Origin of the sequence: Actinokineospora diospyrosa, assembly GCF_024171925.1 — a bacterium.
Lineage (GTDB): Bacteria > Actinomycetota > Actinomycetes > Mycobacteriales > Pseudonocardiaceae > Actinokineospora > Actinokineospora diospyrosa.
In genome coordinates this window covers 567,979-592,456 of the sequence record NZ_JAMTCO010000001.1, presented here as the reverse complement: position 1 = coordinate 592,456, position 24,478 = coordinate 567,979, and the positions used below count along the sequence as shown (strand labels likewise).

Genomic DNA, 24,478 nt, shown 5'->3' with positions numbered 1-24,478 from the left:
CTCTCAGTCGGTGAAGGCCTGGCCGCGGCGGTCGATCCGGTCCAGGAGCGCGTCGATCGCGGCGCGCAGGCCCGCGGGTGTCGCGACCCGCTCGCCGTCGGTGCGGGTCTTGCCCAGCAGTTCCACATCGGTGGCGAGGTCGCGCAGCAAGGACAGCTCGTCGCGGTCCAGCGCGGCGGCCATGTCGCGCACGACCTGCTCGACGAGCGCGAAGCGGCCCGCGTAAGGCATCTCGTCCGGTAGCGCGCGGAGAGCGGCCGCCGCTTGGTGGAGGACCTCTCGGTCCGGGGTCTCCGCCGGAACCGGCTTCCCGGTGATCAGGTCGTGCAGCTCGCGGGCCACGTCGACCGGTCGGGTGCGCGGCGCCAGTTCCAGCGGTCGCAGGTTGCGCAGGAACCCCGGCAGCTGCGCCCGGTCCGTGCCGTGGGTCAGCACGCAGAACAGTTGCCGTTCGTCCCCGTCGGGGTCGAGAGCGTGCCGCAGGAACCGTTCGGCCTCCGTGGTCTGCCACCGGCTCACCTCGCCGTCGACCATCAGGCACAGGTGCTTGGCAGGCTCCCGCGGGTGGTCGAGGAACTCCACGTTGGCCGACAGTGACCGGTCCGCGCGCAAGCCCAGCGCGCGCAGTTCGTCGATGAGCTCGGTCACGGCGGCCTGGGCCGAGCGCGGGCTGGACACCAGCAGGTCGAGGTCGAACTCCCGACGCCTCGACCTGGCCGCGGCGACATAGGCGTCCCGGTTGTCGGCCAGCAGGTCGGTGCGGTCGAACTGCTGGCCGATCACCGCCGCCACCGTTTCCAGTGCGTACGAGATCTGGTCCGGGGACGGCGTCTGCTCCGCCTGGACCGGGATCTGCTCGCCGAAGCTCCAGTAGGAGACGTACGGGACCGTGAGGTGCCGCAGCATCAGTTCTTCCGGCACGCTCGTGGCCAGCCAATTGCCGAACAGCGGCGCGACGGCTTCGGTGCACCTGCGGTGCCACTCCTCGGCCTGCTGGTATTCGACCCGGCCGTCGAACCTCGAGAGGACCGGCAACACCATGTGCGGGGGGCGGTCATACGGCAACCTGTCCCTGGCGATGTCAGCGCGTTGCGCGACGTCGACGACGTCCATCAGGTTCTGGTCGTTCGCGGTGAAGACGACCACGAGCCGGTCCGGCAGGTGCGCTGTGCAGATGCCCGCCGTATCGGAGATCCCGGTCCGGCTGTCGATCAGCACGAAGTCGTAGTTGTCGGTCCACTCCTCTCGGCACCGCTCCAAGAAGGTCGCGAAACCCTGTGCGTAGAGGTCCGCCCAGTCGATCCGCTGCATGCGGCTGCGGTAAGCGGGGTGCGTGCGGCGGGGATTGGCGGGATCCAGCCCACCCGCCGCCAACAGGTCAAGGGTGCCCTCGCCGATGTCGATCGGGACGATGTGCTTGCCAGGGGCCTTCGCGCCGCCGAGGAAGTCGTTGGCGAGATCGATCACGCCGCTCTCCGGGGGCGTGGGCAGAAGTCGGCCGAAGTAGTGGTGCAGCCCGGGCGCCTCGAGGTCCCAGTCCACGATCAGCACCTTGCGGCCCCACCGCGCCAGCAGCACCGCGACGTTGGACAGCGTTGAGCTTCGTCCAACCCCACCCTTGTAGGAGTAGAAGGTGATGACGGTGCCGGTCATTCCTCAGCCATCCTCTCGGCGCCATCGAGGTCGGTAGCCGGGAGTGATTGGGCGCGTTGTGCCGGATCACCGAACCTGGGAATCAGCGGTGGAGGCATGAGCACCGGGTCGGGGGTGACCACCAACGGCCAGTCTGGCTCCCACTGCGGCACCTGTTCCAGCACTTTCGCCAAGTCGGCCGCGAACTCTGCTACCCGGTCGTGGAAGCGGGGGTAGTCGCGCGTCATCTGGTACACCGGATCCGGGTTGGACACGTCCTTGAAGTTCCACCAGGAGAACTCACGGGCCTCAGGCGGGAAGTTGTCGGAATCCGAGTACAGGACCGGGTAGATCAGCCCCTGGGGTATGCGTCCCCCGCCGATTCCGAGCTTCTGCTGCCGCTCTCGCATGCTGTGGAACTCCGCCATACACCAGGGGGAACGGAAGTAAGGCGGGGTGAACAGCGGTACGATCGTCTTGCTGTGCAGCAGGGCCTGCTGGAGATCGGAAGGCCAATGTGACCCTTTGGCGATGGACAACCGATCCATGTACACCCTCGGCGTATAGGACATCTCGCCGAGAAGGCAGTCGATCAAGCGTTCGTAGAAGTGGTTCAGCAGCCACTGCTGCGCGCAGCCCTTGCGGCTATAGCTGATGAACACGTCGTACCTGTAGCCGGTCACGGGCGAAATGATAGACAATCTCTGCGAGGTGCAAATAGACGTAGAAGAGGACAGCCGAAGCGATAGTGGTCAAAAAATGGACAACTTGTGGCGAGCTACAACAGCGATAGTGGCTGAGCACCGTTGGCCTGCGGCATCGACCGCACCTCAAGCAGCTCCCGGGACGAAGTCGAGGTGCTCCATCAGCCACCCCACACCCGCCTTGACCAACTCCTGTGCCCAATGAAGGGCATGCGTGCGCAGATTGATAACGCACTGAAGGCCGGATAGGAGTCGCGCTTCAACCGCTCCGGGAAAACACTGAAGCCCCGCCCCCATGAAGGGGGCGGGGCTTGTCACCAGTGTAGGTAACTGGTGGGCGATACTGGGATTGAACCAGTGACCCCTACCGTGTCAAGGTTGCCTGACGGCGCGCTGACCTGGGGAAACGTGAGCTTCTCCAGGTCAGCGCAACGTTTGCTGCGGGCAGCTACGAGTTTCGACCCGTTCCGGCGGGTTGCGATCCCCACGGAAACCCCATCTGATCACCTCGGCACTGCATCTCAGACTAGGCTGAACACGATCACATACGGTGAAGGCCGGATGTCTGCGGGGGTGTCGGTGTCCTCTGCCAGACTTGGTCAATGTCTAGTGTTGCCCAGCTCAAGGTGCTGCGGGAAGTGCTCAGCTACCTGCCGGGCGAGGTCTGCGCCTGGTCTCACAAGGAGCTTCCTGCTGCCTGTGTTGCTCGTGGCTTGCCGGAGCCCGAGCTGGGTCCGGAGCACAAGAAGATCGATAGGGCGACGGCGAGCTTTGACGCGGTCGCCAATGTTGATCTGCCGGGTGTCGCGCGGACCGTGCTGGCTCTTGGTGTGATGGATGCCGCCCGACGGAACCTGGTGCAGGACGCCCTCTGGGCGTTGGAGGGGCATCCTCCCGTACCGGAACGGGCACGCCGGGACATCGCACGCTCGCTTGGCGGGGTCGAACTGTTCCGGGAGTTCGGGCGGTTGGAGCGGTTGCTCGATGGGTTGTGGGTGCTGGACAGCGACCCGTTCGGTGAGCTGTTCGGTACCGGCCGGAGCTTGCGCCGTGAGCTGGAGCAGCACATGGGCCGCAATGACGACTGGGATGCCGGGGAGTTGTTCACCCGGGTTGGTGCGTACGAGGCGTCGGATCGGCGGTTCGGGTTGTTCCTGGAAGGTCTGGCCTCCTCGGCCAACGTGCCGGATGAGGAGGTTCAGCGCGGGTTCGTCGCCGCGGTCCAGCCGCACCTGCGCGGCATCGGTCTCGAACTGAGGGAGACCAGCGAGAGCGGCGGCTACCCCGTGTTCACGCTCGTGGTGGCCCGCTCGACCCGGGGCAGGCCGAAGAACTTGCTGTTCGCGTCTCTGGGGAAGCCCGACCTTCGGATCGTCGACGCACTCGACAACGACATCGAGATCGTCGGTGACACCGACGGGCTCATCGACTACGACCTCCCGGTCGGCTCGGACGGGCTCCGCTGGCGAGACTTGCAGGACTGGTGGAGGGAGACCCGCGGCCACGACACCGACGAGGAGGCCAAGCGCACCCTCTACACCAGGCTGCTCGCCAGCCTCCCGGAGGACTCGCCGATCTACCCGGGCCACCACCCCCAACGGCTGCTCTTCCACCTCTACAACGCCATCTACGAGAAGTGCATCCCGGGCCTACCTGCCTTGCTTCCCGAGATCTGGCTGCACTGGGACCCGCGGACGGTCCGCGCCCGGGGTGCACAAGCCTTCCGCCATCACCGCATGGACTTCCTCCTGCTGCTGCCGAACAGTGTCCGCGTGGTGGTCGAGGTGGACGGCCAGCACCACTACGCCACCGGCGGCTATCCGGATCCCGCAGCGTACGCGGCGAACATGAAGGCAGATCGCGACCTCAAACTGAAGGGCTACGAAGTGTTCCGCTTCGGTGCCGACGAACTGCGAGACGAACACCGCGCACGCGGCCTGGTCGAGGCGTTCTTCCGCGACCTGTTCACCTGCTACCGCGTTCCCGTGCCGACACCCACGCCGAGCACCCTGTGACCAAACCCAATCCTTCTCTGCCTGGTTCACCGGAGGATGGCGCTGCGTCCTATGGTGATCGGGTAACCGAGTCGACTTCCAGCGTCGGCGGAGATCGCGCGGAATATGTGGTCGTACTGCGGGCCAAGTCGTCCGCGAAGTTCCTGCCCGACGAGGTGTGGGAACTGTCGATCAAGGTGCCCGAGTTGGGCCTAGCGGACCTGCTGGTGCGGATGTTCACGCGCTGGGCGGTCGAAGCCGGTCAACGACTGCCACGCGAACTGGTCGTCGAGGTTCGCGGCTGGGCGAACTCGTTGGATGACGCGCTAGGCAAGTTCCCGATGGTCGCGCGCCCGCTGGTGACGATGGCGGGCTTCGTCGCGAACGTGCAGGTGGATGAGCCGGAGGTCCACCTTGCCTTCGACAGCACCCCAATGCGCAGCGAGCGGGGGTTTGTGGAGACCTACCTGCCCGACGAGAGTGGTGTGGTGGGTCAGGGCAGGGTGATCCACGTTCCCTCGCTCGTCGCCGCTTGCCTGGCGCTGCGCACGATGCCACGGGACGGCGCCCGGCTCAGCCGAGCGTTGCGCCACTACGAACTCGCCCTCCGCCGCTGGTACCTCGGCGGGGAGTGGTTGGCGCTCAACCACCTGTGGATCGCCGCCGAAACCCTGACCAAGGCGGTGATCCGCAACGCCATGGCTACTCGCAGAGTGTCCGAGCAGGAACTGGCACACGAGTTCGGGGTAGTCACCGATGATCCGGACCGGCCTCGTTGGAAAGAGATTTTACAGGCACGGGTCAGGGAAGCACTGGTGTTCAACGGAGACAACAACGCCTACAAGACGACCAAGGACGCCAGCGACGGACTCGAACACGGCATGTGGGACTTGGACAAGGTGGCGACGCACGCGAACCAGGTCATCGACGCCACATTCGGCCACATCCGCCGCACCATCGTCGACCTCCTCGCAGTCCCCGAGGACACCGCCACACGCCTCCTGGCCACCACACCGCTGGACGTGCAATCGCTGCGCAAGGTGATCCGCGGTCGTCTGATCGGCACGGCCGCCGACCCCGCCCCAGAAGGCGAGATGTACCCACGACTGCACTGGACCACCGGGATCGAGTCGGCAATCGATGGCCGAGCGGTCGAGATGAACCACCGGGAACAGATGACCTTGCTCGTCCATCCGGACATTGGCTTCCAACTCGACCGCATCGAGGTGCACGGCAGGCCCGTCGACGGACAAGCACCGATCAACCTGACCGACGACGGATTGGTCGTCAGCATGACGCCAGCCTCGCCTGCATTGCAGCTGCGCCGAGCAACCGCGTTGTTGATCGAGGAGAGTCTGGCCAACGGCTTGCTCCCCGACCGGTCGATCGGACACCGGTTCGCGTTCACGCTCTACGGACAAGCCGTTGCCTTCTTCCACAGCATCAGCAAGCTGATCGACTTCGGCCACCCGATCGAAGCACTACCAGTTCTCCGTGCGCTGGTCACCCTCTCCGCACGATTCAAGGAGATGGCGGACCCAACCGGTCCAGGTTTGGGGATCGCGGTGCGTCTGGCGCTCGACTCCGTCGACCAACACCATCCCGACGTCTCCTTGGAACGACAACAGGAGGTTCTCGCTGCTGCGGCAGGATTTGACCTCAAGGTCCCAGAGGCGAGTACCGACCCCCGCTCCAGCACCATCTACCAGCGCCTTCGCATGGAGATGCTGCTGGCCGACCTCACAAGTGTCGGAGCAGTGCAGACCGCGGGAATGCACCTGTTCGACGGCCACCCGACGTTCCGGGTGCAACAGCCGTCCGGACCACTGACCGACCTCGTCAGCTCAGCCGCCGCCATTGCCGCCCTGAACGTGCTTCGCAATGCGGCGACAGTACTGGAGTGGCCGCTTGATACCGACAAGCTCGTAGCACTGCTTGACCGCGCACACAGTGCCAATGAGGCAGCGGCTCAGAGTGACTTGAGCTCCAGCGGCTAGGCCATCGTCACAGCCTCGCCCTACGCTTCATCCTCATACGGTGCCCGTCCTGGCCATCAGCGCAGCAACCCTTGGTCCCGCAGCGTTGGAGACAATGGTCGTTCACCCGGTCGGCTCGATCTCAATTCAGCAGGCCATGTTGTCGAGTATCGCAGCACGTAGCTCCTACACTCGCATCATGGCCATTGAGCGAGGCGTGGAGGCCGGACTCGCCGGCGGCACCAGCAAGCCGCGGGTGATCTGGTGAGCAGCGAGATCAGCCAGCGGGTTGATGGTCCAGGACCGGGCCAGATCACGGTGCAGATCGCTGGTGATGTGCACGGGCCGCTGACGGTTAACCCGGCTACCGCACCTACCGACAAGGGCGCCGGAGATTCGCTTCGTGTAAGTGTGGAGTCGCTGCACGGAATGAGCCACGGATGGTTCCACGCATTCCCGCGGGCCCAGGCCGCCGCAGCTCGACCACTGACGGAGCGCCGGGATCTGCCCGGCACCACCGAGGCGATGGACCAGTTGCTCGCACGGCAACTGGCCGCGGGGGCCTACCTACTGACTGACACCTCCTGCCCCGCTGAGATCATGCTGGGCCTGCACAACTCCGGGCCTGTCGATGTCGCGGTGCGCGACATCCAGGTCGTCGATCGACAACGCGGTCCCATCATCGACGGGGTGGCGTTCTGGCTGGAGGCCGGGGCGATGAACCCAAATCCGATCACTTTCCACCTCGATACCGCAATCCCCGTAGCACGCCTCGTGGCGGACAATGGCAACGATCCCGAACCGTACTTCGGCCGCCACACCCTGGCCGTACTTCCTGGCGGCTACTTGGCCGTACCGTTGCGATTTGATGCGGCCACGACCTCACACACCTTCAACCTGTCCGTGAAATACCGGGTCGACGGCCAAGTCCACACCTGTACCGTGGACAACCACGGCACTCCGTTCCGCGTCTCGCCGACGGCTGGCCACTACTGTGCCGACAAAAGGTGCGAATTCTCGCTATCTAGTCGACTCGACCAACGCCATGACTACTACACAGAAGTGTACTCACTGGTTTTCGATGATGGTCTCGCTGCGCTTGCGGAGTGTACAAGCTTGAGGCTAGTGACTTGATCCGATCGAGTGTCCGTGTCTGGCGCAGGACGGCACTCCGCAGCCGCTATAGCAGGCCGCCATCAGCCGCCGGGTTGCCATGCCCATCGGTCCGGTTCGCGCGTATACGTGCGCCCATGTCCACAAAGTCCGTGCTGGCACCGGAAAACGAGATCTCCGTGGTGCGAGGTGGAGGTAGCTCGTTGCCGATGAGGCTGCTGTCATCTGGGTGGTGGAAGATCCAGCGCCGGGCATTGCGGGCCGTTGCGTGGTTGAACATGTTCGCGAGCCGTGAAGTCGGCGGTTCGCGGGTATCGGCTTGGCCTTGAGCGACATCCTCGAAGCGCAGGTGGTCGACGAAGGGAATCGGATCGATCATCATGAGGCCGACTGACCGGGCGAGGGGCAGAGTGAGGCTCCAGGCATTGATCAGGCCAATGCCCTGGACCGGAGGGCTCTGAGGGTCGGGGAGGAGCGCCACCGGGGTGTCACAGGTGAACAGTTTCTTGCGATCGAACCGAACCAGCACCCACGGGCGACCCAGGATGTACTTGGTGAAGTCGGGCACCGCCTCGATGATCTGCTCGATGTGCCCCCGCGGCGAGAGGGTGATCGGAGGACCGGTCGGGCTGATGACCTGTTCCCAGAGCATGTCCGCTTCGGCTTCGCTGACTTCGCGGCCCAGGTGCTCTCTTGCATAGCCAAACAGGTGTTCCCTTCCTGCGATACTTAGTTCGATCTTCGTCGTCGCGGCCATGATCTGCTCCATCGCCCGCCGCTGATCGGGACCCCGTAGGTGCTGCACGACAGCGAACTCGGCCAGGGCGCGCCGTTGCTCGGGAGGTAGTGGCCAGGTGTCTTCCTGCACCACACTGCGAATGATCGGAGCCACCACACCCTCGAACGCACCGAGGGCCGCCTCGAACGTGTCCGAGTCTCCCGGGTCTGGAGTGTCCAGGGAGTAGAAGTTGTTCATGGTGGCCGCGTACCGAACGGACTGGACGAAGCGCTTGACCCCGGGCAGCTCCACAGTTCCGATCTGACCGTCTCTGGCAAACGCATCGAGGTAGAACCTCGGCACGGTGTGATGCCTGCGCGCGACCGGTGACATGCGTTCAGGCTAGCGAACTCATCGCCCAAGCTCATCGGCTGCGCACAGGGGCGACGAAGGCCAGATCGCTGGGTTTATAAGCGCTCAAGTCCGCCAGCCTCGCCGCGGTGGAACGCGTCACCGGAGTGGCCTTCGAGGAGTCATGGCTGACGGAACCGCTGCCGACCTACCGCTTTCCGACCTAAGCCAGTCGCCGCAACCCGTCCAGCACCTGCTGCAACAAGGCCGGGTCGCGCTGAATCCACACTGGCCGACCCGGGTCGGGAATGACTGTATTCCGCGGGCGTCGAGCAACCTGACGTGGACGTTCCTGTCCAGGACGATTGGTTGCGATTGCCCCATCGCTGGGCTCGCCAGTGACACGAGGGAGTACAGCGGTAGGCCAGTCCAAGTCTTCTCCGTGCGTCATCTGGCCGCCGGTCGCAGCATCGGCTTCACGCCGTCGGGGTCGCAGTTCTCGGCCTGCCGCGACCGCACGCGCCACCAGCTCGGCGACCGAGACCCTGCCCGACCCCGCTGTGTGCCTACCTGCGGTCATCACGGAATCCACATCGCGCTGGAGCGGATTACCAGAGACGGTGCGCCGGGTTCCCCTGGAGCGGGGAGGTCGAGAACGTCCTGGACGATCTCCTGGATGTCGTTACCTTCCTTCATCCAGACGACGCCGTCGTCCAGCAAGCGGTTGGCCAGGATGTGCGTGCGATCGAAGACGAAGATCGCGTCGGTGAACTGTTGGTTGCTGTAGCTGGCGGCGACAGCGACCAGTTCGTCGTTCTCCTCCAGGAGGTGGAAGTTCCACCCGGCTTCACGTATGGACAGGAGATGGACAAGTTCGGGAAAACGGCGCAGGGCATCCGCTGTGGTGATGTGCTTGTTCACGATGCTGGGTGCTCCGCGTCCACTGGCTCCGGTGGGTGACACCCCACGCCGGAGACACGCGGCGCTGGCGAGGTTGGGGGTTCCCACCAGCGCGTCATCCGGCGCGGGGTGCCGTGCACCGAGCTTCGCTCTGGATCATCAGCGGTGGAACAGAGCCCAGGGGGCAGGTCAGGGCCGCAGGCGAGCCCGGTCGTTCAGCCGCCGCTCACCCGGAGGATTACTCGGAGGATTGGACAAGATCACCAGGTCAGCGCCCTGCCGCCGGTTACACTGAGCGCAGCGGCGAACACGGATCGAGGACCGGTGACACCCACCCCGAACGACCGGTTGCGCGCGGCACGGGAGGCCGCGGACCTGACCCAGGAGCAACTGGCCGAGCGAGCGAACGCCCAGGTCCAGACGGCGACGAACAAGCCCGGCGCGATGGATGCCGACTACATCAGCAAGCTCGAACGCGGCGTTCACCGTTGGCCGAACAAGGGCTACCGGGCCGCCTTCCGCGCCGTCCTGAGCATCGCCACGGACCGTGACCTCGGCTTCTTCAGCACCCGCTCCCGCGCGGTTACCGTGGAGATGACAGGCCCTCGCTACCTCGAAGGAGGGGACGACGTGGAGCGGCAGGCGTTCCTCCGGGTGCTGGCCGGATCAGTGGCTGGCCTGACCTTCGCCGATCCTCTCGGCGAGTTCGCAGCCCGAGCTGCGGCGGGCAACGGACGACAGATCGGGCAAGCCGACGTCGACCAGGTACGCGAACTCGCTCGCATGTTCGCCAGCCAAGACCACCAGTACGGCGGGCAGCTCGCCTCCCGAGCCGTCATCACCCAACTCGCCGCGACCGCGGAACTCACTGACAGTCCGTTCGCCGACTCCCGCGTACGCGGCGACTGGTTCTCCGCCGTCGCCGAACTCGCCGACACCGCCGCGGGCGTGTGCTTCGACGCGGGCCTGCATCCCCAGGCCGAACGAGCCTTCCGATTCGGCGTCGGATGCGCCACCGAATCCGGCGACTGGGCTATGCGCGCCAAAGCACTCTCCGGCCTCGCGAACCTCTCTGTCCACCTCGATCACGAATCAGTCGACCTTGACCACAAGGATCGTGCTCTCAGCTTTGCCGAGGAAGCACTGGTACGGGCTGACCGACTGACCCCCAAGGTCGGCGCGATGATCTACACCCGCCACGCCCGCGCGCTGGGGCTGATCGGCGCGTCGCGTGCCGAGGACTGCCGCACTGCCGTCGCCAAGGCTGAAGACCTGTTCGCCAACGCTGCGCCCGAGGATGAACCGACTTGGCTGGCGCACTACAGCCAGGCTCATCTCGACCGCGACGCCGGACGCGCGCTGTTCTTCCTGGCCCTCAACGGCGGCGGCCACGACCAAGCCCGTCAGCGACTCGAAACCGCTATCGCCCGCTTCCCTGATGGCCACTCCCGCGGCAAAGCACTGGCCAAAGCCAATCTCGCCGCCCTGATGATGGCCTGCGACGACCCACACGAAGCCGTAGTTCTCGGCAACGACGCCCTCGCTTCCGTCGGCGCCGTCCGCTCCGACCGAGTCAACGACGCCCTCAAACGCCTCGCCGACGCCGCCCGCGCACACCGGAAGACACCTGGGGTGCGTGACCTTGCCCAGCGAGTGCGACGAACACTCCAAATCCAGGTCTGACCAAGGCTCACAGCGCGTTCGCCGCGTCCTGCCGGTACAGCAGCTCGTACAGGTGGGCGCCCTTGATCAGGGTGGAGGCTTCGACCGGCCGATCCTGGTGGCTGTAGATGACGCGCAACTGCCGGATGACGGGCGTTCCGTCCGGCAGGTCCAGTGCCTCGATCTCCTCGGTCGTGGGTGGTCGAGCGGAGATCCGGTCGACGAAATGGTGCTGCGGGTGGCCGAGGTCGGCCAGCACCCGAGGAGCGCCGCCGCGGATCTTCGTGGCCTGGGCCAGGCTCGTGCCCGCGGCGATCTCGCCGGGGTAGTACGACATGGACAGTTCCACCGGTTGCCCGTCGTGCAGCAACAGCCTGGTGCGGACGACCACAGTGCCCTCGGGAGCCAACTGGAGGCCGTCGGCGATGTCCTTGGGCGGGACGACGGTGTCGACGGAGAGCAGCCTGTAGCGGAAGCGGCCCGGCTCGGGGGTGATGTAGGCCGCGGCGTCGATGACGAAGGGTTGGCGGTCGCGGACGAAGACGCCCTTGCCGACGTGGCTGTCGAGAAACCCTTCGTCTTTCAGCGCTTTGAGCGCGTGTTGGATGGTGGCGTTGGCCGCGCCGTAGCGTTCGACGAGTTGCGAGGTGGAGGGTAGGCGCTCGCCGGGCACCAGTTCGCCGCGCATGATCAGGTCGCGGATCTCCGCGGCGATCTGCTGATGGCGTGGCCGTGGGTCACGAGTGGGAGGCAAGACCGGCTCCCGGAATCGTTGTCGCCGCAGTCATGGTGTCAGCTCGTAGCGCAGCCGCCGCCCGTCGGCGATCATCGTCATCACGCTCGCTTCAACGGGTCGATCGTCGTCGGTCAGCAGGACTCGGGCGAGCAGCAGCACGCAGGCCGGGGCGTCCAGGTGCAGCACGGCCTGCTCGTCCGGGGTGGCCAACCGGGCGCTGACATCCTCGCGGAGCCGCCGGGGCGGGTGGCCAAGGTCGACCAAGAGGGCCACGGCGCCGCCGCGGATCTTGCGCGGTTCGGCCAGCTTGGTGCCGCGGGCGATGGGCAGCGGGTAGTAGGAGTCGGTCAGCTCGACTGGGTGGTCGTCGAAGAACATCACGCGGCGGCGGGCGATCACTCGCTCGCCAGGCTCGACGCCGAGCATGTCGGCGACCATCGCCGGGGCGGCCACCTCGTCGACGCCCAGCAGCTTCTGCGTGCCCGAACCGCCGTGTTCGGCCGCCTCGGCGGCCCACGCGTCACCGCGGTGGCCGCTCACATACGGCATCGACACGCTCGTCCACGGTCTCGTATCGGCCATCGCTCGCCTCCTCGGGTCTCGCGGTCGACGGGTGCTTACACCTGTCGACCTTAGTCGTAGGGCAGCAAGGCCACGTCCGACCCAGTCGCAATCTTGCTACCTTTCGGATATCGCAGTAAGGTTGACTGGTAGCCGGATCGCTACAGCTCGTCACCGGCCAGGTTCGGGCCGCAGGCCGCCACCAACACCGCAGGCGGTCATCCCGCAAGGTCGACTGGAGGGGTACATGAAGACCACTCATGAAGTGTTAGCCGCTGGGCAGGTCACCATCACGCAGTCGTTCGGCTTCAGCGCAAGCCACGAGCTGAGGCTGCTACCGGAGGGCCACAAGTGCCGACGCAACCACGGGCACAACTACACGGTCATCGTCACCGCGCAGGTCGATGGTGACGTCCAGGTCGACTGGTCGCCGTTCCGGGACTACCTGGCGTCGACCTTCGACCACCGCCTGATCAACGACCAGGTCTCCTTCCATCCGACGAGCGAACTGCTCGTCCACCACCTGGTCGGATGGGTCCGTACCCACGTCGAAACGGCCGCACCGATCACCTTGGTCGCGATGGCGGTCTCGGAAACCCCGTCCACCTCGGCCCGCTGGGACAGCGCGACCGACACGGTGACCATCTCGAAGACCCTCGACTTCGGCCAGGACGAGATCACGCTGATCCTGGGTGCCGACGAGTTCGACGAGTTCGGTTTCGTCACCGATTTCGGTGACCTGAAGCCGTTCAGGACGTACCTGCGGGCACGCCAGGTCGGCGCCGACCCGTTTCCCACTGCTTCCGCCATGGCCAGGTGGTTCCTCGACAACGTCGAGCAGACGATCCACGGTCGCCTCGCGTCCGTACAGATCGCCTCCGGTGCCGGGACCGAGCGGTGGGAGCGGGGCGACACGCTATGAGCGTTCTGCCCCTTCTGCCTGGACGTGCCGAGGGGACGGCGATCCTCGCGGAGAAGTTCGAGTCGTTCCAGGGTGAAGGCCCGTTGACCGGGCAGCGTTGTGTGTTCATCCGGTTCTCCCGCTGCAACCTCAAGTGCGGGTTCTGCGACACCCCGGAGACGTGGGACTGGAGCCGGTACAAGCCTTCCGAGGTCAGTGAGAGGGTGCCTGTCGCCGATTTGGTGTCCTGGGTGCGTGAACGTGCCGTCGATCTGGTGGTGATCACCGGTGGCGAGCCGATGCTTCAGCAGCCCGCCATCGCCGCGCTTGCCGGCGAACTGCCGGGCGTGCGGGTGCAGATCGAGACCAACGGCACGGTGGAGCCGGTCCCGGAGCTAGCCGATCGGATCGACCTGTGGGTGGTGAGCCCCAAGCTCGCCAACTCCGGCATGGACTACTCAGCCCGGATCAAGCCCTTGGCGCTCGGAGCGCTCGCCGCCACAAGCCGCGCGGTGTTCAAGTTCGTCGTCGCTGACCCCGCCAACGACATCGACGAGATCACCAAGCTGGTTGAGGAGTACCACCTGGCACCGGTGTGGGCGATGCCGGAGGGAACGACTCGCGAAGCTGTTCTCGCCGGTATGGACGCGCTCTACGGCCCCGCGGCTGCCCGCGGCTGGAACGTCTCCACGCGCCTGCACATCCTGACCGGCGCCCGCTGACCCCGAACTGATCGCGCAGTTCCCAGCACCAGCAACACCTTTCGACGATTCGCGATGACGCACGCCCTTTGACAGGAGGCATTCGCCATGACCGACATCCTTGACAGCACAACGCTCAACGGGAGCCAGGCTCCGCCCGGACGAGTCGACCGTGACCGTGTCACCGACCTGATCGGCCAGCTCCTGGTCGCGATCGGCGAGGACCCCACCCGCGAGGGCCTGGCGGACACGCCGACCCGGGTTGCCGCCTGGTGGAACGAGTTCTTCTCCCCTGACGCGGCGGTGCCGACCTGCTTCGCCGAGCAGCACCTCAGCGATCAGTTGGTCGTCGTCGGAGGCGTCAGCGTCTGGTCGCTGTGCGAGCACCACCTCCTGCCCATGAACCTGAACGTCACCGTGGGCTATGTGCCGGACGGGCAGGTGATCGGCCTGTCGAAATTCGGCCGTGTCGCGCAGCGGTATGCCGGTCGCTTCCAGGTGCAGGAGCGCTTCACTCGGCAGGTCGCCGACGACATAGCCCTTGCGATCGGCGGGAGCGACGTCGCGGTCGCGGTCCACGGCACGCACCTGTGCATGAGCGCGCGGGGCGTCCGCATGGAGTCGGCCCGCACGACCACGCTGGAAGCCCGCGGTCGGTTCGAGACCGATCCGATTCTCTCCCAACAGTTCCTCACTGTCGTCGCGACCCAGTGGGGGAACCCCTGATGGCCAAGAGCATCGACTTCTCGGTGATCGCCCCGCCGGACTACCTGGATGCCTTCGTCGCCCAAGAACCCGCCCGCGTGCACCACGTCGCCGCGCAACGCGTTCTGACCGACGCGCTGTACCGCGAGTTTTTCCACCGCGAGGCCCAGCGCGGCGCCGAGATCATCGTCGACAACGGCGTCTTCGACCTCGGCCACGCTCTGCCCGCCGCGGACCTGGTCGCCGCGGCCCGCGAGGTCGGGGCGAAGGAGATCATCCTGCCCGACGTGATGGGCAACGGCCCCGCCACAATCCAGGCCAGCGACGAGGCCGCCCGCGAGATCCACGACCTCAGCGACGAGTTCCGACTGTGCGTGGTGCTGCACGCGGCCACCGACAAGGAGTGGCTGCGCACCTATGACCACTTCGCCTCCAGCGCCTACGTCGGCGCCATCGCCTTACCCGCCTCGCGCAAGCCCGCGCCCGAGGAACTGCTGTGCCGGACCCGGTGGACGGCGACCCGGTTCCTGGAAGATCACGGCTTGGTCGAGGACCGGATCACCTACCGACTGCTCGGCCTCGGCCGCACCGGGCACCTGGAGCTGGTCGAGCAGCGCGAGCACGAGTGGATCGCCTCGGTCGACGGCGCCGCACCGGTCATCCTCGGCGCGATGGGCATTCCCATGCTGCCCGACGGCCCCTATGAGAAGCGCCCGACGCCGCGGATCGAGAACCTTGGCCCCATCCCCGAAGACCGGTTCGGCCTGATCCGCCGCAACATCGACGTCGTCCGCGAGGCCGCGGGCAGCACCGTGTGCATCCCGGAGGCCATCCGATGAGCCTGCTCACCGGAACGGCGCTGCGCGCGCACCCCATCGATGCTGGCGGGCACACGATGCCCCCGGATCGCCTGCTGCGCTACCTCCAGATCAAGGCGCACCACCTGATCCAGGACCACGACTGGGACAGCATTCACGTCATCGGCGGCTACGACCGCGGCGCGGTCATCTCCACCCACGAGAAGACCGGCAAGCTGTTCAACATCGAGCGCCCCACCGCCGAGGTCCACGGCCGCGACCTGATCGTCAAAGCGTTTCCCGGCATCGACTACGTACACCACTACGGCCTGATCATCGCCACCTACCTGGCGATGGTCGGCAAGGACGCGAGCATCGTCAGCTACGAGCCGCCTACCCCAGCGGTGTCCCGCGCCGCGGTCAGTCGGCTCGACCTCGACCTCGATGGCGACCTGGTGGTCGTCGGCTGGGGCCTGGCCCATCTCGTCCCCTCGGACGGGGTGTGGCACCGCGGGCACGGCTACGCCTGGCAACGCACCCGAATCCACGGCCGCCGCGTGGTCTTCCTCGGCTTCCAACACAGCATCTGGGGCGACGTCGCCGGGCGGGTCGTCACGCGCCTGGCCGAGCTGGGTGCGGGAGACGTCGTCTACGTCGGCAAAGTCGGCGCGCTGAACCCCGAGATCGAGCCCAACACCCTGCTCGCCACCGGCAACACCAGCCTGATCGACGGCACCCCGGTCACCTGGAACGACTTCTTCGACGACTTCGCCGCCTCCCAGCCGGGCGTGCACACCGGCATCCACGTCACCTCACCGTCGATCCTGCTGGAGAACCGCGCCTGGCTGGCCGAGCACGCCGACCACGCCTTCGTCGACCCGGAGATCGGCCCCATGGGCGCAGCCGCCCGCGACGCGGACATCGGGTTCGGCTACCTGCACGTCATCTCCAACAACCTCGCCCGGCACTACCCCGCCGACCTGTCCAACGAGCGCAACCACGACGTGCTCCAGCGCCGCGCAGCCCTGATCACCCAGATCCGCGACATCATCACCGCCCGCCTGGCCTGACCCCACGGAGGAACGCCCATGCCGAGCACAGCGACGCCCAACGCCCCGACCCGAGGGCGGGAGATCACGATCGTCGGCATCGACGGCGCGGGCAAGTCCACCCTCGCCGCGCGCCTGCACCAGGCCCTCAACGACGCGGGCCACAAGACGATCCTGGTCGGCAAGCACACCACCGACGTGCCCGCGGACCTGGAGCTGGCCGCCTACGTCGACCAGCTCAATACGCTGGTCTACCGCCGCGACGCCCGAGTCGCCCAGGAGTGCGGCGACCACTACTGGCTGCTCGCCCTCGCCGCCTGGTACACCCTGCAGGACAAGCTCGTGATCCAGCCCGCGCTCGCCGCGGGCACCCACGTCATCCTCGACAACGCCCACCACAAGATCCTCGCCCGCTACGCGGTCAACCCCGAGGTGTCCACCGAGCTGGCGGAACAGGTCTTCGCCCACCTCACCGAACCCGACCTGGTGTTCTTCCTGCACATCGACGCCCACACCGCGCTGACCCGCAAGGGCGAGTTCAGCTCCCTGGAAACCGGCCACTCCGGTGGCGCCGACGAGGACTTCGTCCGCTACCAGGACACTGTCCTGGCAACCCTGCGCGAGCACGCCGACCGCGGCGGCTGGCTGTCGATGGACGTCACCGACATGGACCGCGACCAGGTCTTCCACACCGCCGCCCAAGCCCTCACCGACCGCCTCCAGCTCCCCCTCTGAAGGACTCCACCAGTGACCCGACCGACTGACGGCGAATACGTGTGCCACGGCATCACCTGGGCAACCGGCGACCCACGGCTGCTCCTCGCCCCGCTCCCCGACGGGCCACTGGTCTACGCCGAGATCATGAACCAACGCCTCGGCTTCGCGACCGGTACCGGCAGGTGGTGCACCGGCCGGTACCGGTTCGTCGACACCGTCCGCGTGGAAGCCCTCGCCTGCCCCGACCGCGCACGTGCCGGGCAGGGCGACCAATGCCCGCGGTGCCTCAGCCAGGACGAGTTCCGCTTCGCCCACCAGTACCACCGCGACGGCAATGTCCCCGACGCCCTACGTCGGTACATGAACCAACCCCACTGGCTCTACCTGGCCACCTTCGCCGACGGAGCCACCAAGGTCGGCACCGCCGCCGAACCCCGCAAACACTCCCGCCTCAACGAGCAGGGCGCCCTAGTCGCCACCTACCTCACCACCACTCCCGACGGCCGCGCCGTGCGCTACCTCGAAGACGCCATCACCCGCGACCTGCGGATGCCCCAGACCGTCCGGGCCACCACCAAACTCAAGGCCCTGGCCAGTCTCACCAGCCTCGCCGTCGCCCACACCGCCCATGCCCAGCACGTCACCCGAGTGACCGACATGCTCACCGCGACCGGCAACCCGACCTCGCTGGAGAAATGGGTCCCGCCAGCCGAGGGCAACCGACTGCGCGCCGCCGGTCGATCCCGAGCGCTGTATCCCCACGACCTACAGGACGGCGAACACGGCGTCACCGTCACCTCCTGCATCGGCACCCAGGTGCTCACCACCCTGTCCGGCGACGACGAGATGGACTACGTCCTCGACCTCGGCACGCTCAAAGGCCGCCGCATCACCCTCGGCCCCTTCACCTCACCCACCGCCGCCGTCCAAGGCTCCCTGTTCTGACGAAACGAGGCCCACCATGGCGCCCCTCGACGCCGTACTCGGCTGGGACGAAGACACCACCGCCGAGGCGTACGCAGCCTTCACCCGCGAGTTCCCCATGTACTCCGCCACCAGCCGCGACCTCGCTCGCCGCGCCCAGCTCCCCACCAGCGACCTCGTCGTCGACCTCTGCGGCGGAGCAGGCGCCACCAGCGAAGCCATCCTCGAACTCACCCCACCGCAGGCCCGGGTCATCTCCCTGGACAACGCCGCCGCGATGCAACGCGTCGGCCGCCGCACCCTGACCGACCCACGCCTCACCTGGGTCACCGCCCCCGCCGAAGACCTCAGCGCCCACGTCCCTGGCCCGGCCGACGCCGTCATCTGCAACAGCGCGATCTGGAAGACGAACGTCCCCGCCGTGTTCGCTGCCGTGCACGACGTGCTCCGCCCCGGTGGCCGATTCGTCTTCAACATCGGCGGCGGCTTCGCAGGCGTCCGCCACCCCGACGAAACCACCACCCGCACCGGCCTCTCACTCAACACCCTGATCAACCAGGTCGCCGCCCGGGACCACGGCTACACACCACCAACCGCGGCCACCCCACCACCCAAGCTGCCACTCGACACGATCACCAACCACCTGGCCGCCGCCGGACTGGACCTCGTCGACACCGAGGTCACCGCCCACCACAGCACCATGGCCGAGAAGAAGGCATGGCTGTCCATCCCGATCTTCGCCCGCCCCGAGGGCGACTTCACCCACGCCCAACGAATGGACATCCTGACCAAGGCGTACGCCATGACCACACCCGAGACCCCGACCGCAACGAGCTGGCTGGTCGTCGTCGCCCAGCGCCCCTGAACGCAGCTCTAGTTGCACTGGTCTCGCGCTGCTCGGGTTCCCGCCCACCGCTTCCTCAATGCCGCAGGCATATCAGCTGCGCCAACTGCCTTAGGTTCGCGCTCAACTGGAGGCGGATGATACGTCGCGTCTCGGACTAGTGGAGTCATGGAGCACTAGCAGCTGGGGGTGGCTCATCCCCGCTATCCAGTAAAGGGGGCGGTCTCTCCTCAACCTCCGGAGGTGGTTCGTCCGAGCCAGGAAGCTCCAGTCGCAGCAGGTCCCGGGCCCGCTGGCGAAGCTTCTCAGACTTGCCGTAGAGCGCCTGGCGGAACAGCCGGTGCTTCCGAACCTCACCGAGGACGGTCTGTAGCGCGTGTGGACCGTGCTTGAGTATCAGGAACAACACTGCCGCCACGGAGGCACCTGTGGTGCCCTGCGTGACCAACACCCTGAGAATCTCTGTATCCACTGCTAGCTCCCACGACGAGGCGGAAGCCAACAGGCGCGCTAGGTGAGCGCGTGGCGACCGCGGACGACCATGACCGACGATGAGGTCATCCGCTGAGCACTGGGACCACGCGTTACCTGCCCGCAGGCGGTTACACACCGGCCTGGGGGCCAGAGCTTCGCGAGTCCACGCCATACCCGACCGATGCTCGCTCGCACGAGGTACAAGACATGTACGACGGGACTGCCGAGGAGGAGCAAGTGCTCAAGCCGCGTAAGGAAAGCCCGGACATAGTCTCGGATGGTTACCACCCGCTCGCACCAGTCAACCATCCACTCGATATCTGAACCATGAGAACTTAGATGGGCGACTTGTGAGCAGAGCAGCGGAAACGTTGAGAGATCACAGAGGTTCCAGTCCAACTGGATACCACGGAGGCGCAGTTCAAGCTCACCATTGAAAGGTTCGGGCTTTACCTTCCGGCCTACAACTCCCCAGAATGCTTCAATCTTGTCAAACATGCCCGAATCGGGCACCTTGCGGGCAGTATCGACAGCAAGGAGGTCAGCAATATAAGGCAGCGTCTTATGCTCGCCGACTAAGGTATTCGCTGCGGTCAAGTCACCATGGACAAGCGACGCAATGGTTCGAGCACTATAGCTACCCAGGATAATCGTGAGAGAGGTTCCAGACCGCGCGACTTCATGTGCGATCCTACTCAAAAGATAGCTTTTGCCCGTTCCGGGTGCTCCGACAACCATACCTCGGTAGCCCGCGCCCGGGTCCACCCCAAAGCGACGTGATACCGACGCCTCACCGCGCCACCACGTACCGACAGGCTCTTGCTCCCCTGGAGCCAGTTGCCTCATTGCCGTCACGACCACAGTATGGCACCGAACTAACGAGGCGCACGCCTGTGGCCTGCGTACCACCGCAGGCAACCCAACTTAAGGTCCGAGCAACCTAACGGTCCGCGGCTCGTCCGAGCGGTCAGGCTGGAGGTGCCAGGTCACTACAATGTGGCTGGCCTGCTCGGGGTTCATCGTCCTAGCGAAGATGTACGCCTCCTCATGTCCTGCCTCGAACTCCTCGAAGTCGACCACTTCGTCTTGGATACCCAGGCCACCAGTGTCGACGTGGACGCCATAGGCAGTGTCGGTCCCGCTGTTGCGCAGGGCGAACTGACGCCCACCAAACTGCAGCAACCCAAACACCACGCGGCGACGCGCAGCATCAGCGACTTCCTCAGCTCGACGCTCGCGCTCCACAGCAGCTACCGCTTCAGCGGCATCCGCCGATCGCTTGGCCTCGACCGCAGCCGACTCAGCCGCCTTCTTCTGGCCATGAGCGAACCAGGCAGCTAGGACGGCCACAGCGAAGCCGAGACATGAGAGGACGAAGGCAGCGACGGTCATGAACAGAGGATGGCAGTCGCGCGCAGCAGCGCAACAACATGAGATCTCTTCACGAATGGAACGAATCGATCAATAATGAAAGGAGTCTATGAAAATTGCTATACAGCATCTACAGGCGAGGAGGTCAACCAGGAACAAGGGGTGCAACAGACCCGATCGGCAAAGAGCGTCCTCCGTTGGTGCAAATATCGACTACGCGACTTGCATAAATTCGATGAGCCGAACCGCGGAGGACCATGCGCACCTAGCCGACAAATATGCCGAGGTTGATAAGTCTAAACTTCATAGCCTCGGTGCTGACGTCAAACTCATGTGCAAGTGTTAGCGCAAGCGAGTCCCTGCTGGCGACTTCACCGTCCAACTCTCTATCCACGGCGGCTTGAAGCAAGAGCCTTGGCATTAGCAGGGCGGCAGCAAAGTTGTTTGCTTCGATCTCTTCGATATCTGTTCCCGCGCTGGAAACGTGGTCACGGTTGTTGATCCGAATAGAGTGATCGACGATAAGTCGCTTTCCTTTGTGTAGCTGCCAATGTCCAAGTTCGTGAGCGATCGAGAACCGTTGACGACGAGCAGACGTCCGACTGTTTAGGCCGATGATAGTCCGACGACCATCGCGGATCAGGAATGCCGACTCCGTACCCTTAGCCGGGGCTCGTACAACCTTGATACCCTCCGCTACCGCAATCTCTTCCACTGGCGTGGGCGCCGATGTGACGCCATGTTTTTTAAGAAGTTGCTCGGCAAGGCTTACTGCCCGCGGCTTGCGGTATTCACTCATCATCGGAACTCCCCGCCCATCGTACGACGGTGCTCACAAAATCAGCAGTCGTATCTGGCTGCCCCTCTAGTGCCCGATAATCGTCTTCGTGCAGATTGTCATTTGGAGTTACAGTCCGAGCCTCGCCGCCATCACTCAAAGCGTCGGCATTGTGCACCAAATCGGTCAACTCAGTGCTGAGCGCCACGGCTGCTTGTACAAGCACGTGCAGCTGAACTCGCTGCCGTCCAGCTTCTATGTTGGCAACAGACGAGCGGGTGAGCCCTAGACGTTCCCCCAACTCCGTCTGGGTCACTCGCGCCGAACTCCGCGCATGGCGAATCCTCGCTCCTACAGCGGCGTAGAAACGATCAAGTTCGCCTTTGGACCACTCCATGCTCGCCCGCCTCCGTGGCGCACATGATGGCACGTTTGCCTGACAAACGCCATGCCAAGGCGGTCGAGCGGCGCCAACGCCTCCTCCGACGGGGTCGGTTGCAACCACATCGAGGCTACCTGTAGCGTCCAGTTCAGCACTCCGCCAGACGGAGGGTTTGTGATACTCAACAGATGGGAGCAGTTCAGTGGCAGGAGCCAACGACCGGCACGTCGTACCAAGCGAGGCTGGCGGTTGGGACGTGAAGAAGCCCGGAGCCAGCCGAGCCAGCAGCCACCACGACACTCAGGCCGAGGCGATCTCGCGCGGGCGCGAGATCGTCCACAACGCGGGAGGCGGAGAACTGGTCATCCACGGCACGGATGGCAAGGTGCGCGACTCCGACACCATCCCCCCCGGCAACGACCCGGTTCCGCCGCGCGATAAGCGCTAGGCGCACCTCTCCGAGACCGCACTCGGCGGCTCGGCCCACTGGAGTCGGACGACTCTGAGCATGTAAGGAAACAAGATGCCCACACGCAAGGTTTACGAGGTCGCCCCGGACGGGACCAGGTGGAAGGTGTCCCACAGCGGCCAGGTGCTGTCACGGCACGACAAGAAGGCAGACGCCGTCGACGCCGGTCGGAGGGTCGCGAAGGCGAACGCTCCCAGCCAGCTGATCATCAAGCGGGCCAACGGCACCATCGAGGACGAGTCGACCTACGGCGACGACCCGTACCCGCCGCGGGGCTAGTTGAGTCGAGAAACAAGCAGGGACCGCGCCGCTCGCGACGGCGCGGTCCCTGCCGCGTTTCGACTGTAACGCACCACCGACTTGCGCAGGCTACGAGCTGACTGCGGTTGCCATCGCCCCAGAGCAGTCAAGCCACACATGGGCCCAGTCGCGTCAGGCTCGATGTCCGCCTCCCGTATTTGATCAAGAACGGGCACGTTTCCGCTGGCAGACTGGACTCTGCTCGTGGGTGGACAAGCAATTCATCGCATCGTCGATCGAGCTGCCTCCTATAAGGCCAAACCCGTTGTCATCGCCGTTTGGCCACGCTGACTTGCAGGACACGCTCTAAATGGTGTCTCGTAACTGATCTTGGAGCAGTCGGACCGGGGCGCGTCAGCCGATGAGGATGATGTTGTGCAGGTTGGCTATGCCGGATGCGGTGTCGTTGAGCGTGTGGGCGGCGCGGCGGTAGTCGCGCAGGATCTTGAAAACCTTCATGCGGGCCAGCGTGTGCTCGACGCGAGCTCGGACCTTGCGATGCCCGGCGTTGAGGTCTTCCTGCCAGTCGGCCAGTGGTTGCCCGTCACGTCGTTTGCGAAAGGGCATGATCACACCCGGGTTGCCTTGGTAGCCGCCATCGGCCATCACCGGGCGACCGGCGAGTGTGGCGGCGATGCCGGAGTCCCGGTAGGCGGTGCAGTCGTTGCGGTTGCCCGGTAACGGGTCGCCGGTGGCGATCACCAAACGGGTGTCGGCGTCAATGGCGACCTGCACGTTCGTCGAGTAACGGTAGTTCTTCGACGGAGCGGCCAGCCGCCGGTCGCGGGTCGGGACCAGTGTCCCGTCCACGATCGCGACCTGATCGATGCGACGGCGCCGGACCGGGGCCAACGCCAGCAGCGGACCGATCGTGTCGATCACGCGATGCGCCGCGGAGTGCGACACCCCGAACAACGGGCCGATCTGGCGCATCGTCAGGTTCGTCCGCCAATACGTCGCCACGAGCAGCACCCGATCCGGCAGGTCAAGCCGCCACTGACGACCTGGTCGTCCATCGGCGATCTCCTCGCCACCCCGCTCGGCCACCACCCGCACCAACTTGCGGAACTGGCCCGGCTCCAACCCGGTGAACGGGCTGATCCACTCCGACCGCGACGCCGAGATCACCTGCACCCGACCATGATCAACCACCGCCACTCAGACCCGCTCACCGGGTTACGAGACATCCTCTAGCCATGTCGAACTCCAAGCTGGCGCACGTAAGCGCGGATACGGTGCCGATCCTCCGGGAACGCACTCTCCCACTCCTCATCCAAGGAGACCCACCGCGGCGGCTGACCCGCTTCACCGCCCAACGGCACATCACGATCGACCACAGCCGCATAGGTCAGCCCCAGCGTGGGAGACCAATCCGGCCTGAACGAGCGCACCGCCACCGCCGCGGGGAGGGGCAGCAACTCACCGAGCACACCGGTCTCCTCCACCAACTCCCGAGCAGCAGCCGCCCGCGGAGTCTCGCCCGCCTCGACCGTGCCACCCGGTGGCACCCAACCGCGGACACGATGCCGCACAAGAAGCACACACTCGAAGGACCGATCGGTAACCCACACCTCGGCCGACAGCGGGTCGGTCAGGACAGGACGGGCGCCCAGCCACGCATAGGCGTCATCGAACTCCATCACGGCAATACGAGCATCGGCGACTGCCGCATCCACCGTCCTCTGATCAATCACCGGCCAACCCTATGCCGACGAGGCG

Annotated in this window: 26 protein-coding genes; 15 read left to right on the top strand and 11 right to left on the bottom strand. The window is 65.6% G+C overall.

The features are described 5' to 3' along the window. Positions 1-3: 3 nt before the first annotated feature. Positions 4-1,653, bottom strand: a complete 1,650-nt coding sequence (locus LV75_RS02340; protein WP_253884908.1) for a tyrosine-protein kinase family protein — start codon at positions 1,651-1,653, stop codon at positions 4-6. After that, complete coding sequence (locus tag LV75_RS02335) at positions 1,650-2,315, bottom strand: TIR domain-containing protein (protein WP_253884907.1); 666 nt, start codon at positions 2,313-2,315, stop codon at positions 1,650-1,652. Before LV75_RS02335 ends, LV75_RS02340 begins: the two co-directional genes overlap by 4 nt. Positions 2,316-2,938: 623 nt before the next feature. Here LV75_RS02335 and LV75_RS02330 point away from each other — a divergent pair. Genes LV75_RS02330 through LV75_RS02315 form a run of 4 tightly spaced genes read left to right on the top strand, consistent with a single transcriptional unit; the run spans position 2,939 to position 7,440 of the window. Further along, the gene (locus LV75_RS02330; RefSeq protein ID WP_253884906.1) at positions 2,939-4,351 is read left to right on the top strand and encodes an AbiJ-related protein; all 1,413 of its coding nucleotides are present in this window, start codon (positions 2,939-2,941) and stop codon (positions 4,349-4,351) included. Next, positions 4,348-6,327 (top strand): hypothetical protein, encoded by a 1,980-nt coding sequence (locus LV75_RS02325; protein ID WP_253884905.1) that lies wholly within the window; start codon positions 4,348-4,350, stop codon positions 6,325-6,327. The genes LV75_RS02330 and LV75_RS02325 overlap by 4 nt, the downstream gene beginning before the upstream one ends. 40 nt (positions 6,328-6,367) lie before the next feature. Then, on the top strand, positions 6,368-6,574 hold the full coding sequence (locus LV75_RS02320) for a hypothetical protein (RefSeq protein ID WP_253884904.1): 207 nt from the start codon (positions 6,368-6,370) through the stop codon (positions 6,572-6,574). Further along, positions 6,571-7,440 (top strand): hypothetical protein, encoded by an 870-nt coding sequence (locus LV75_RS02315; RefSeq protein ID WP_253884903.1) that lies wholly within the window; start codon positions 6,571-6,573, stop codon positions 7,438-7,440. The genes LV75_RS02320 and LV75_RS02315 overlap by 4 nt, the downstream gene beginning before the upstream one ends. A gap of 46 nt (positions 7,441-7,486) precedes the next feature. On the opposite strand, the gene LV75_RS02310 is transcribed toward LV75_RS02315, so the two are convergent. Together LV75_RS02310 and LV75_RS02305 are read right to left on the bottom strand one after the other, a co-directional pair. Next, a complete protein-coding gene (locus tag LV75_RS02310; protein WP_253884902.1) occupies positions 7,487-8,530 on the bottom strand; it encodes a DUF4238 domain-containing protein in 1,044 nt (347 codons plus the stop codon). A gap of 537 nt (positions 8,531-9,067) precedes the next feature. Continuing rightward, a complete protein-coding gene (locus LV75_RS02305; protein ID WP_253884901.1) occupies positions 9,068-9,409 on the bottom strand; it encodes a hypothetical protein in 342 nt (113 codons plus the stop codon). A gap of 303 nt (positions 9,410-9,712) precedes the next feature. On the opposite strand from LV75_RS02305, the gene LV75_RS02300 reads away from it, so the two are divergent. Then, positions 9,713-11,071, top strand: a complete 1,359-nt coding sequence (locus LV75_RS02300) for a helix-turn-helix domain-containing protein (RefSeq protein ID WP_253884900.1) — start codon at positions 9,713-9,715, stop codon at positions 11,069-11,071. A 7-nt stretch (positions 11,072-11,078) separates the two neighbouring features. Here the strand turns inward: LV75_RS02300 and LV75_RS02295 are convergent, their stop codons facing one another. Both LV75_RS02295 and LV75_RS02290 read right to left on the bottom strand, forming a co-directional pair. After that, positions 11,079-11,804 (bottom strand): GntR family transcriptional regulator, encoded by a 726-nt coding sequence (locus LV75_RS02295; RefSeq protein ID WP_253884899.1) that lies wholly within the window; start codon positions 11,802-11,804, stop codon positions 11,079-11,081. 30 nt (positions 11,805-11,834) lie between these two features. After that, positions 11,835-12,368, bottom strand: coding sequence for a GntR family transcriptional regulator (locus tag LV75_RS02290; RefSeq protein WP_253884898.1), 534 nt, complete (start codon positions 12,366-12,368; stop codon positions 11,835-11,837). Between the two features lie 226 nt (positions 12,369-12,594). Here LV75_RS02290 and LV75_RS02285 point away from each other — a divergent pair, with 226 nt between their 5' ends. The 8 genes from LV75_RS02285 (at position 12,595) to LV75_RS02250 (ending at position 19,006) form a co-directional block, all read left to right on the top strand. Further along, positions 12,595-13,269, top strand: coding sequence for a 6-carboxytetrahydropterin synthase (locus LV75_RS02285; protein ID WP_253884897.1), 675 nt, complete (start codon positions 12,595-12,597; stop codon positions 13,267-13,269). Continuing rightward, positions 13,266-13,970 (top strand): 7-carboxy-7-deazaguanine synthase QueE, encoded by a 705-nt coding sequence (locus LV75_RS02280; RefSeq protein WP_253884896.1) that lies wholly within the window; start codon positions 13,266-13,268, stop codon positions 13,968-13,970. Before LV75_RS02285 ends, LV75_RS02280 begins: the two co-directional genes overlap by 4 nt. Positions 13,971-14,057: 87 nt before the next feature. Continuing rightward, a complete protein-coding gene (folE, locus tag LV75_RS02275; protein WP_253884895.1) occupies positions 14,058-14,675 on the top strand; it encodes a GTP cyclohydrolase I in 618 nt (205 codons plus the stop codon). After that, on the top strand, positions 14,675-15,493 hold the full coding sequence (locus LV75_RS02270; protein ID WP_253884894.1) for a hypothetical protein: 819 nt from the start codon (positions 14,675-14,677) through the stop codon (positions 15,491-15,493). The genes folE and LV75_RS02270 overlap by 1 nt, the downstream gene beginning before the upstream one ends. Then, positions 15,490-16,521, top strand: coding sequence for a hypothetical protein (locus LV75_RS02265; protein WP_253884893.1), 1,032 nt, complete (start codon positions 15,490-15,492; stop codon positions 16,519-16,521). Before LV75_RS02270 ends, LV75_RS02265 begins: the two co-directional genes overlap by 4 nt. Before the next feature lie 18 nt (positions 16,522-16,539). Next, a complete protein-coding gene (locus LV75_RS02260; RefSeq protein WP_253884892.1) occupies positions 16,540-17,235 on the top strand; it encodes a dTMP kinase in 696 nt (231 codons plus the stop codon). Between the two features lie 12 nt (positions 17,236-17,247). Then, positions 17,248-18,162: a DUF2797 domain-containing protein gene (locus LV75_RS35375; protein ID WP_253884891.1), complete on the top strand. Its 915-nt coding sequence runs from the start codon at positions 17,248-17,250 to the stop codon at positions 18,160-18,162. A gap of 16 nt (positions 18,163-18,178) precedes the next feature. Then, entirely contained in the window at positions 18,179-19,006 is an 828-nt protein-coding gene (locus tag LV75_RS02250) for a class I SAM-dependent methyltransferase (RefSeq protein ID WP_253884890.1), read from the top strand. A gap of 1,377 nt (positions 19,007-20,383) precedes the next feature. On the opposite strand, the gene LV75_RS02245 is transcribed toward LV75_RS02250, so the two are convergent. From LV75_RS02245 to LV75_RS35780, 3 genes are all read right to left on the bottom strand, one after another. Beyond that, the gene (locus LV75_RS02245; RefSeq protein ID WP_253884889.1) at positions 20,384-20,851 is read right to left on the bottom strand and encodes a hypothetical protein; all 468 of its coding nucleotides are present in this window, start codon (positions 20,849-20,851) and stop codon (positions 20,384-20,386) included. Positions 20,852-21,095: 244 nt separating this feature from the next. After that, positions 21,096-21,632 carry an ImmA/IrrE family metallo-endopeptidase gene (locus LV75_RS02240; RefSeq protein ID WP_253884888.1) on the bottom strand — a complete coding sequence of 179 codons (537 nt, stop codon included), beginning with the start codon at positions 21,630-21,632 and terminating at the stop codon, positions 21,096-21,098. Beyond that, a complete protein-coding gene (locus LV75_RS35780; RefSeq protein ID WP_372504120.1) occupies positions 21,622-22,005 on the bottom strand; it encodes a helix-turn-helix domain-containing protein in 384 nt (127 codons plus the stop codon). The genes LV75_RS02240 and LV75_RS35780 overlap by 11 nt, the downstream gene beginning before the upstream one ends. Before the next feature lie 187 nt (positions 22,006-22,192). Here LV75_RS35780 and LV75_RS02235 point away from each other — a divergent pair, with 187 nt between their 5' ends. Continuing rightward, positions 22,193-22,438 carry a DUF2188 domain-containing protein gene (locus LV75_RS02235; RefSeq protein ID WP_253884887.1) on the top strand — a complete coding sequence of 82 codons (246 nt, stop codon included), beginning with the start codon at positions 22,193-22,195 and terminating at the stop codon, positions 22,436-22,438. A gap of 75 nt (positions 22,439-22,513) precedes the next feature. Next, positions 22,514-22,738 (top strand): DUF2188 domain-containing protein, encoded by a 225-nt coding sequence (locus tag LV75_RS02230; RefSeq protein ID WP_253884886.1) that lies wholly within the window; start codon positions 22,514-22,516, stop codon positions 22,736-22,738. A 375-nt stretch (positions 22,739-23,113) separates the two neighbouring features. On the opposite strand, the gene LV75_RS02225 is transcribed toward LV75_RS02230, so the two are convergent. Together LV75_RS02225 and LV75_RS02220 are read right to left on the bottom strand one after the other, a co-directional pair. Beyond that, entirely contained in the window at positions 23,114-23,893 is a 780-nt protein-coding gene (locus LV75_RS02225) for a transposase family protein (RefSeq protein WP_253884885.1), read from the bottom strand. Between the two features lie 56 nt (positions 23,894-23,949). Then, positions 23,950-24,453, bottom strand: coding sequence for an NUDIX hydrolase (locus LV75_RS02220; protein WP_253884884.1), 504 nt, complete (start codon positions 24,451-24,453; stop codon positions 23,950-23,952). Positions 24,454-24,478: the final 25 nt, after the last annotated feature.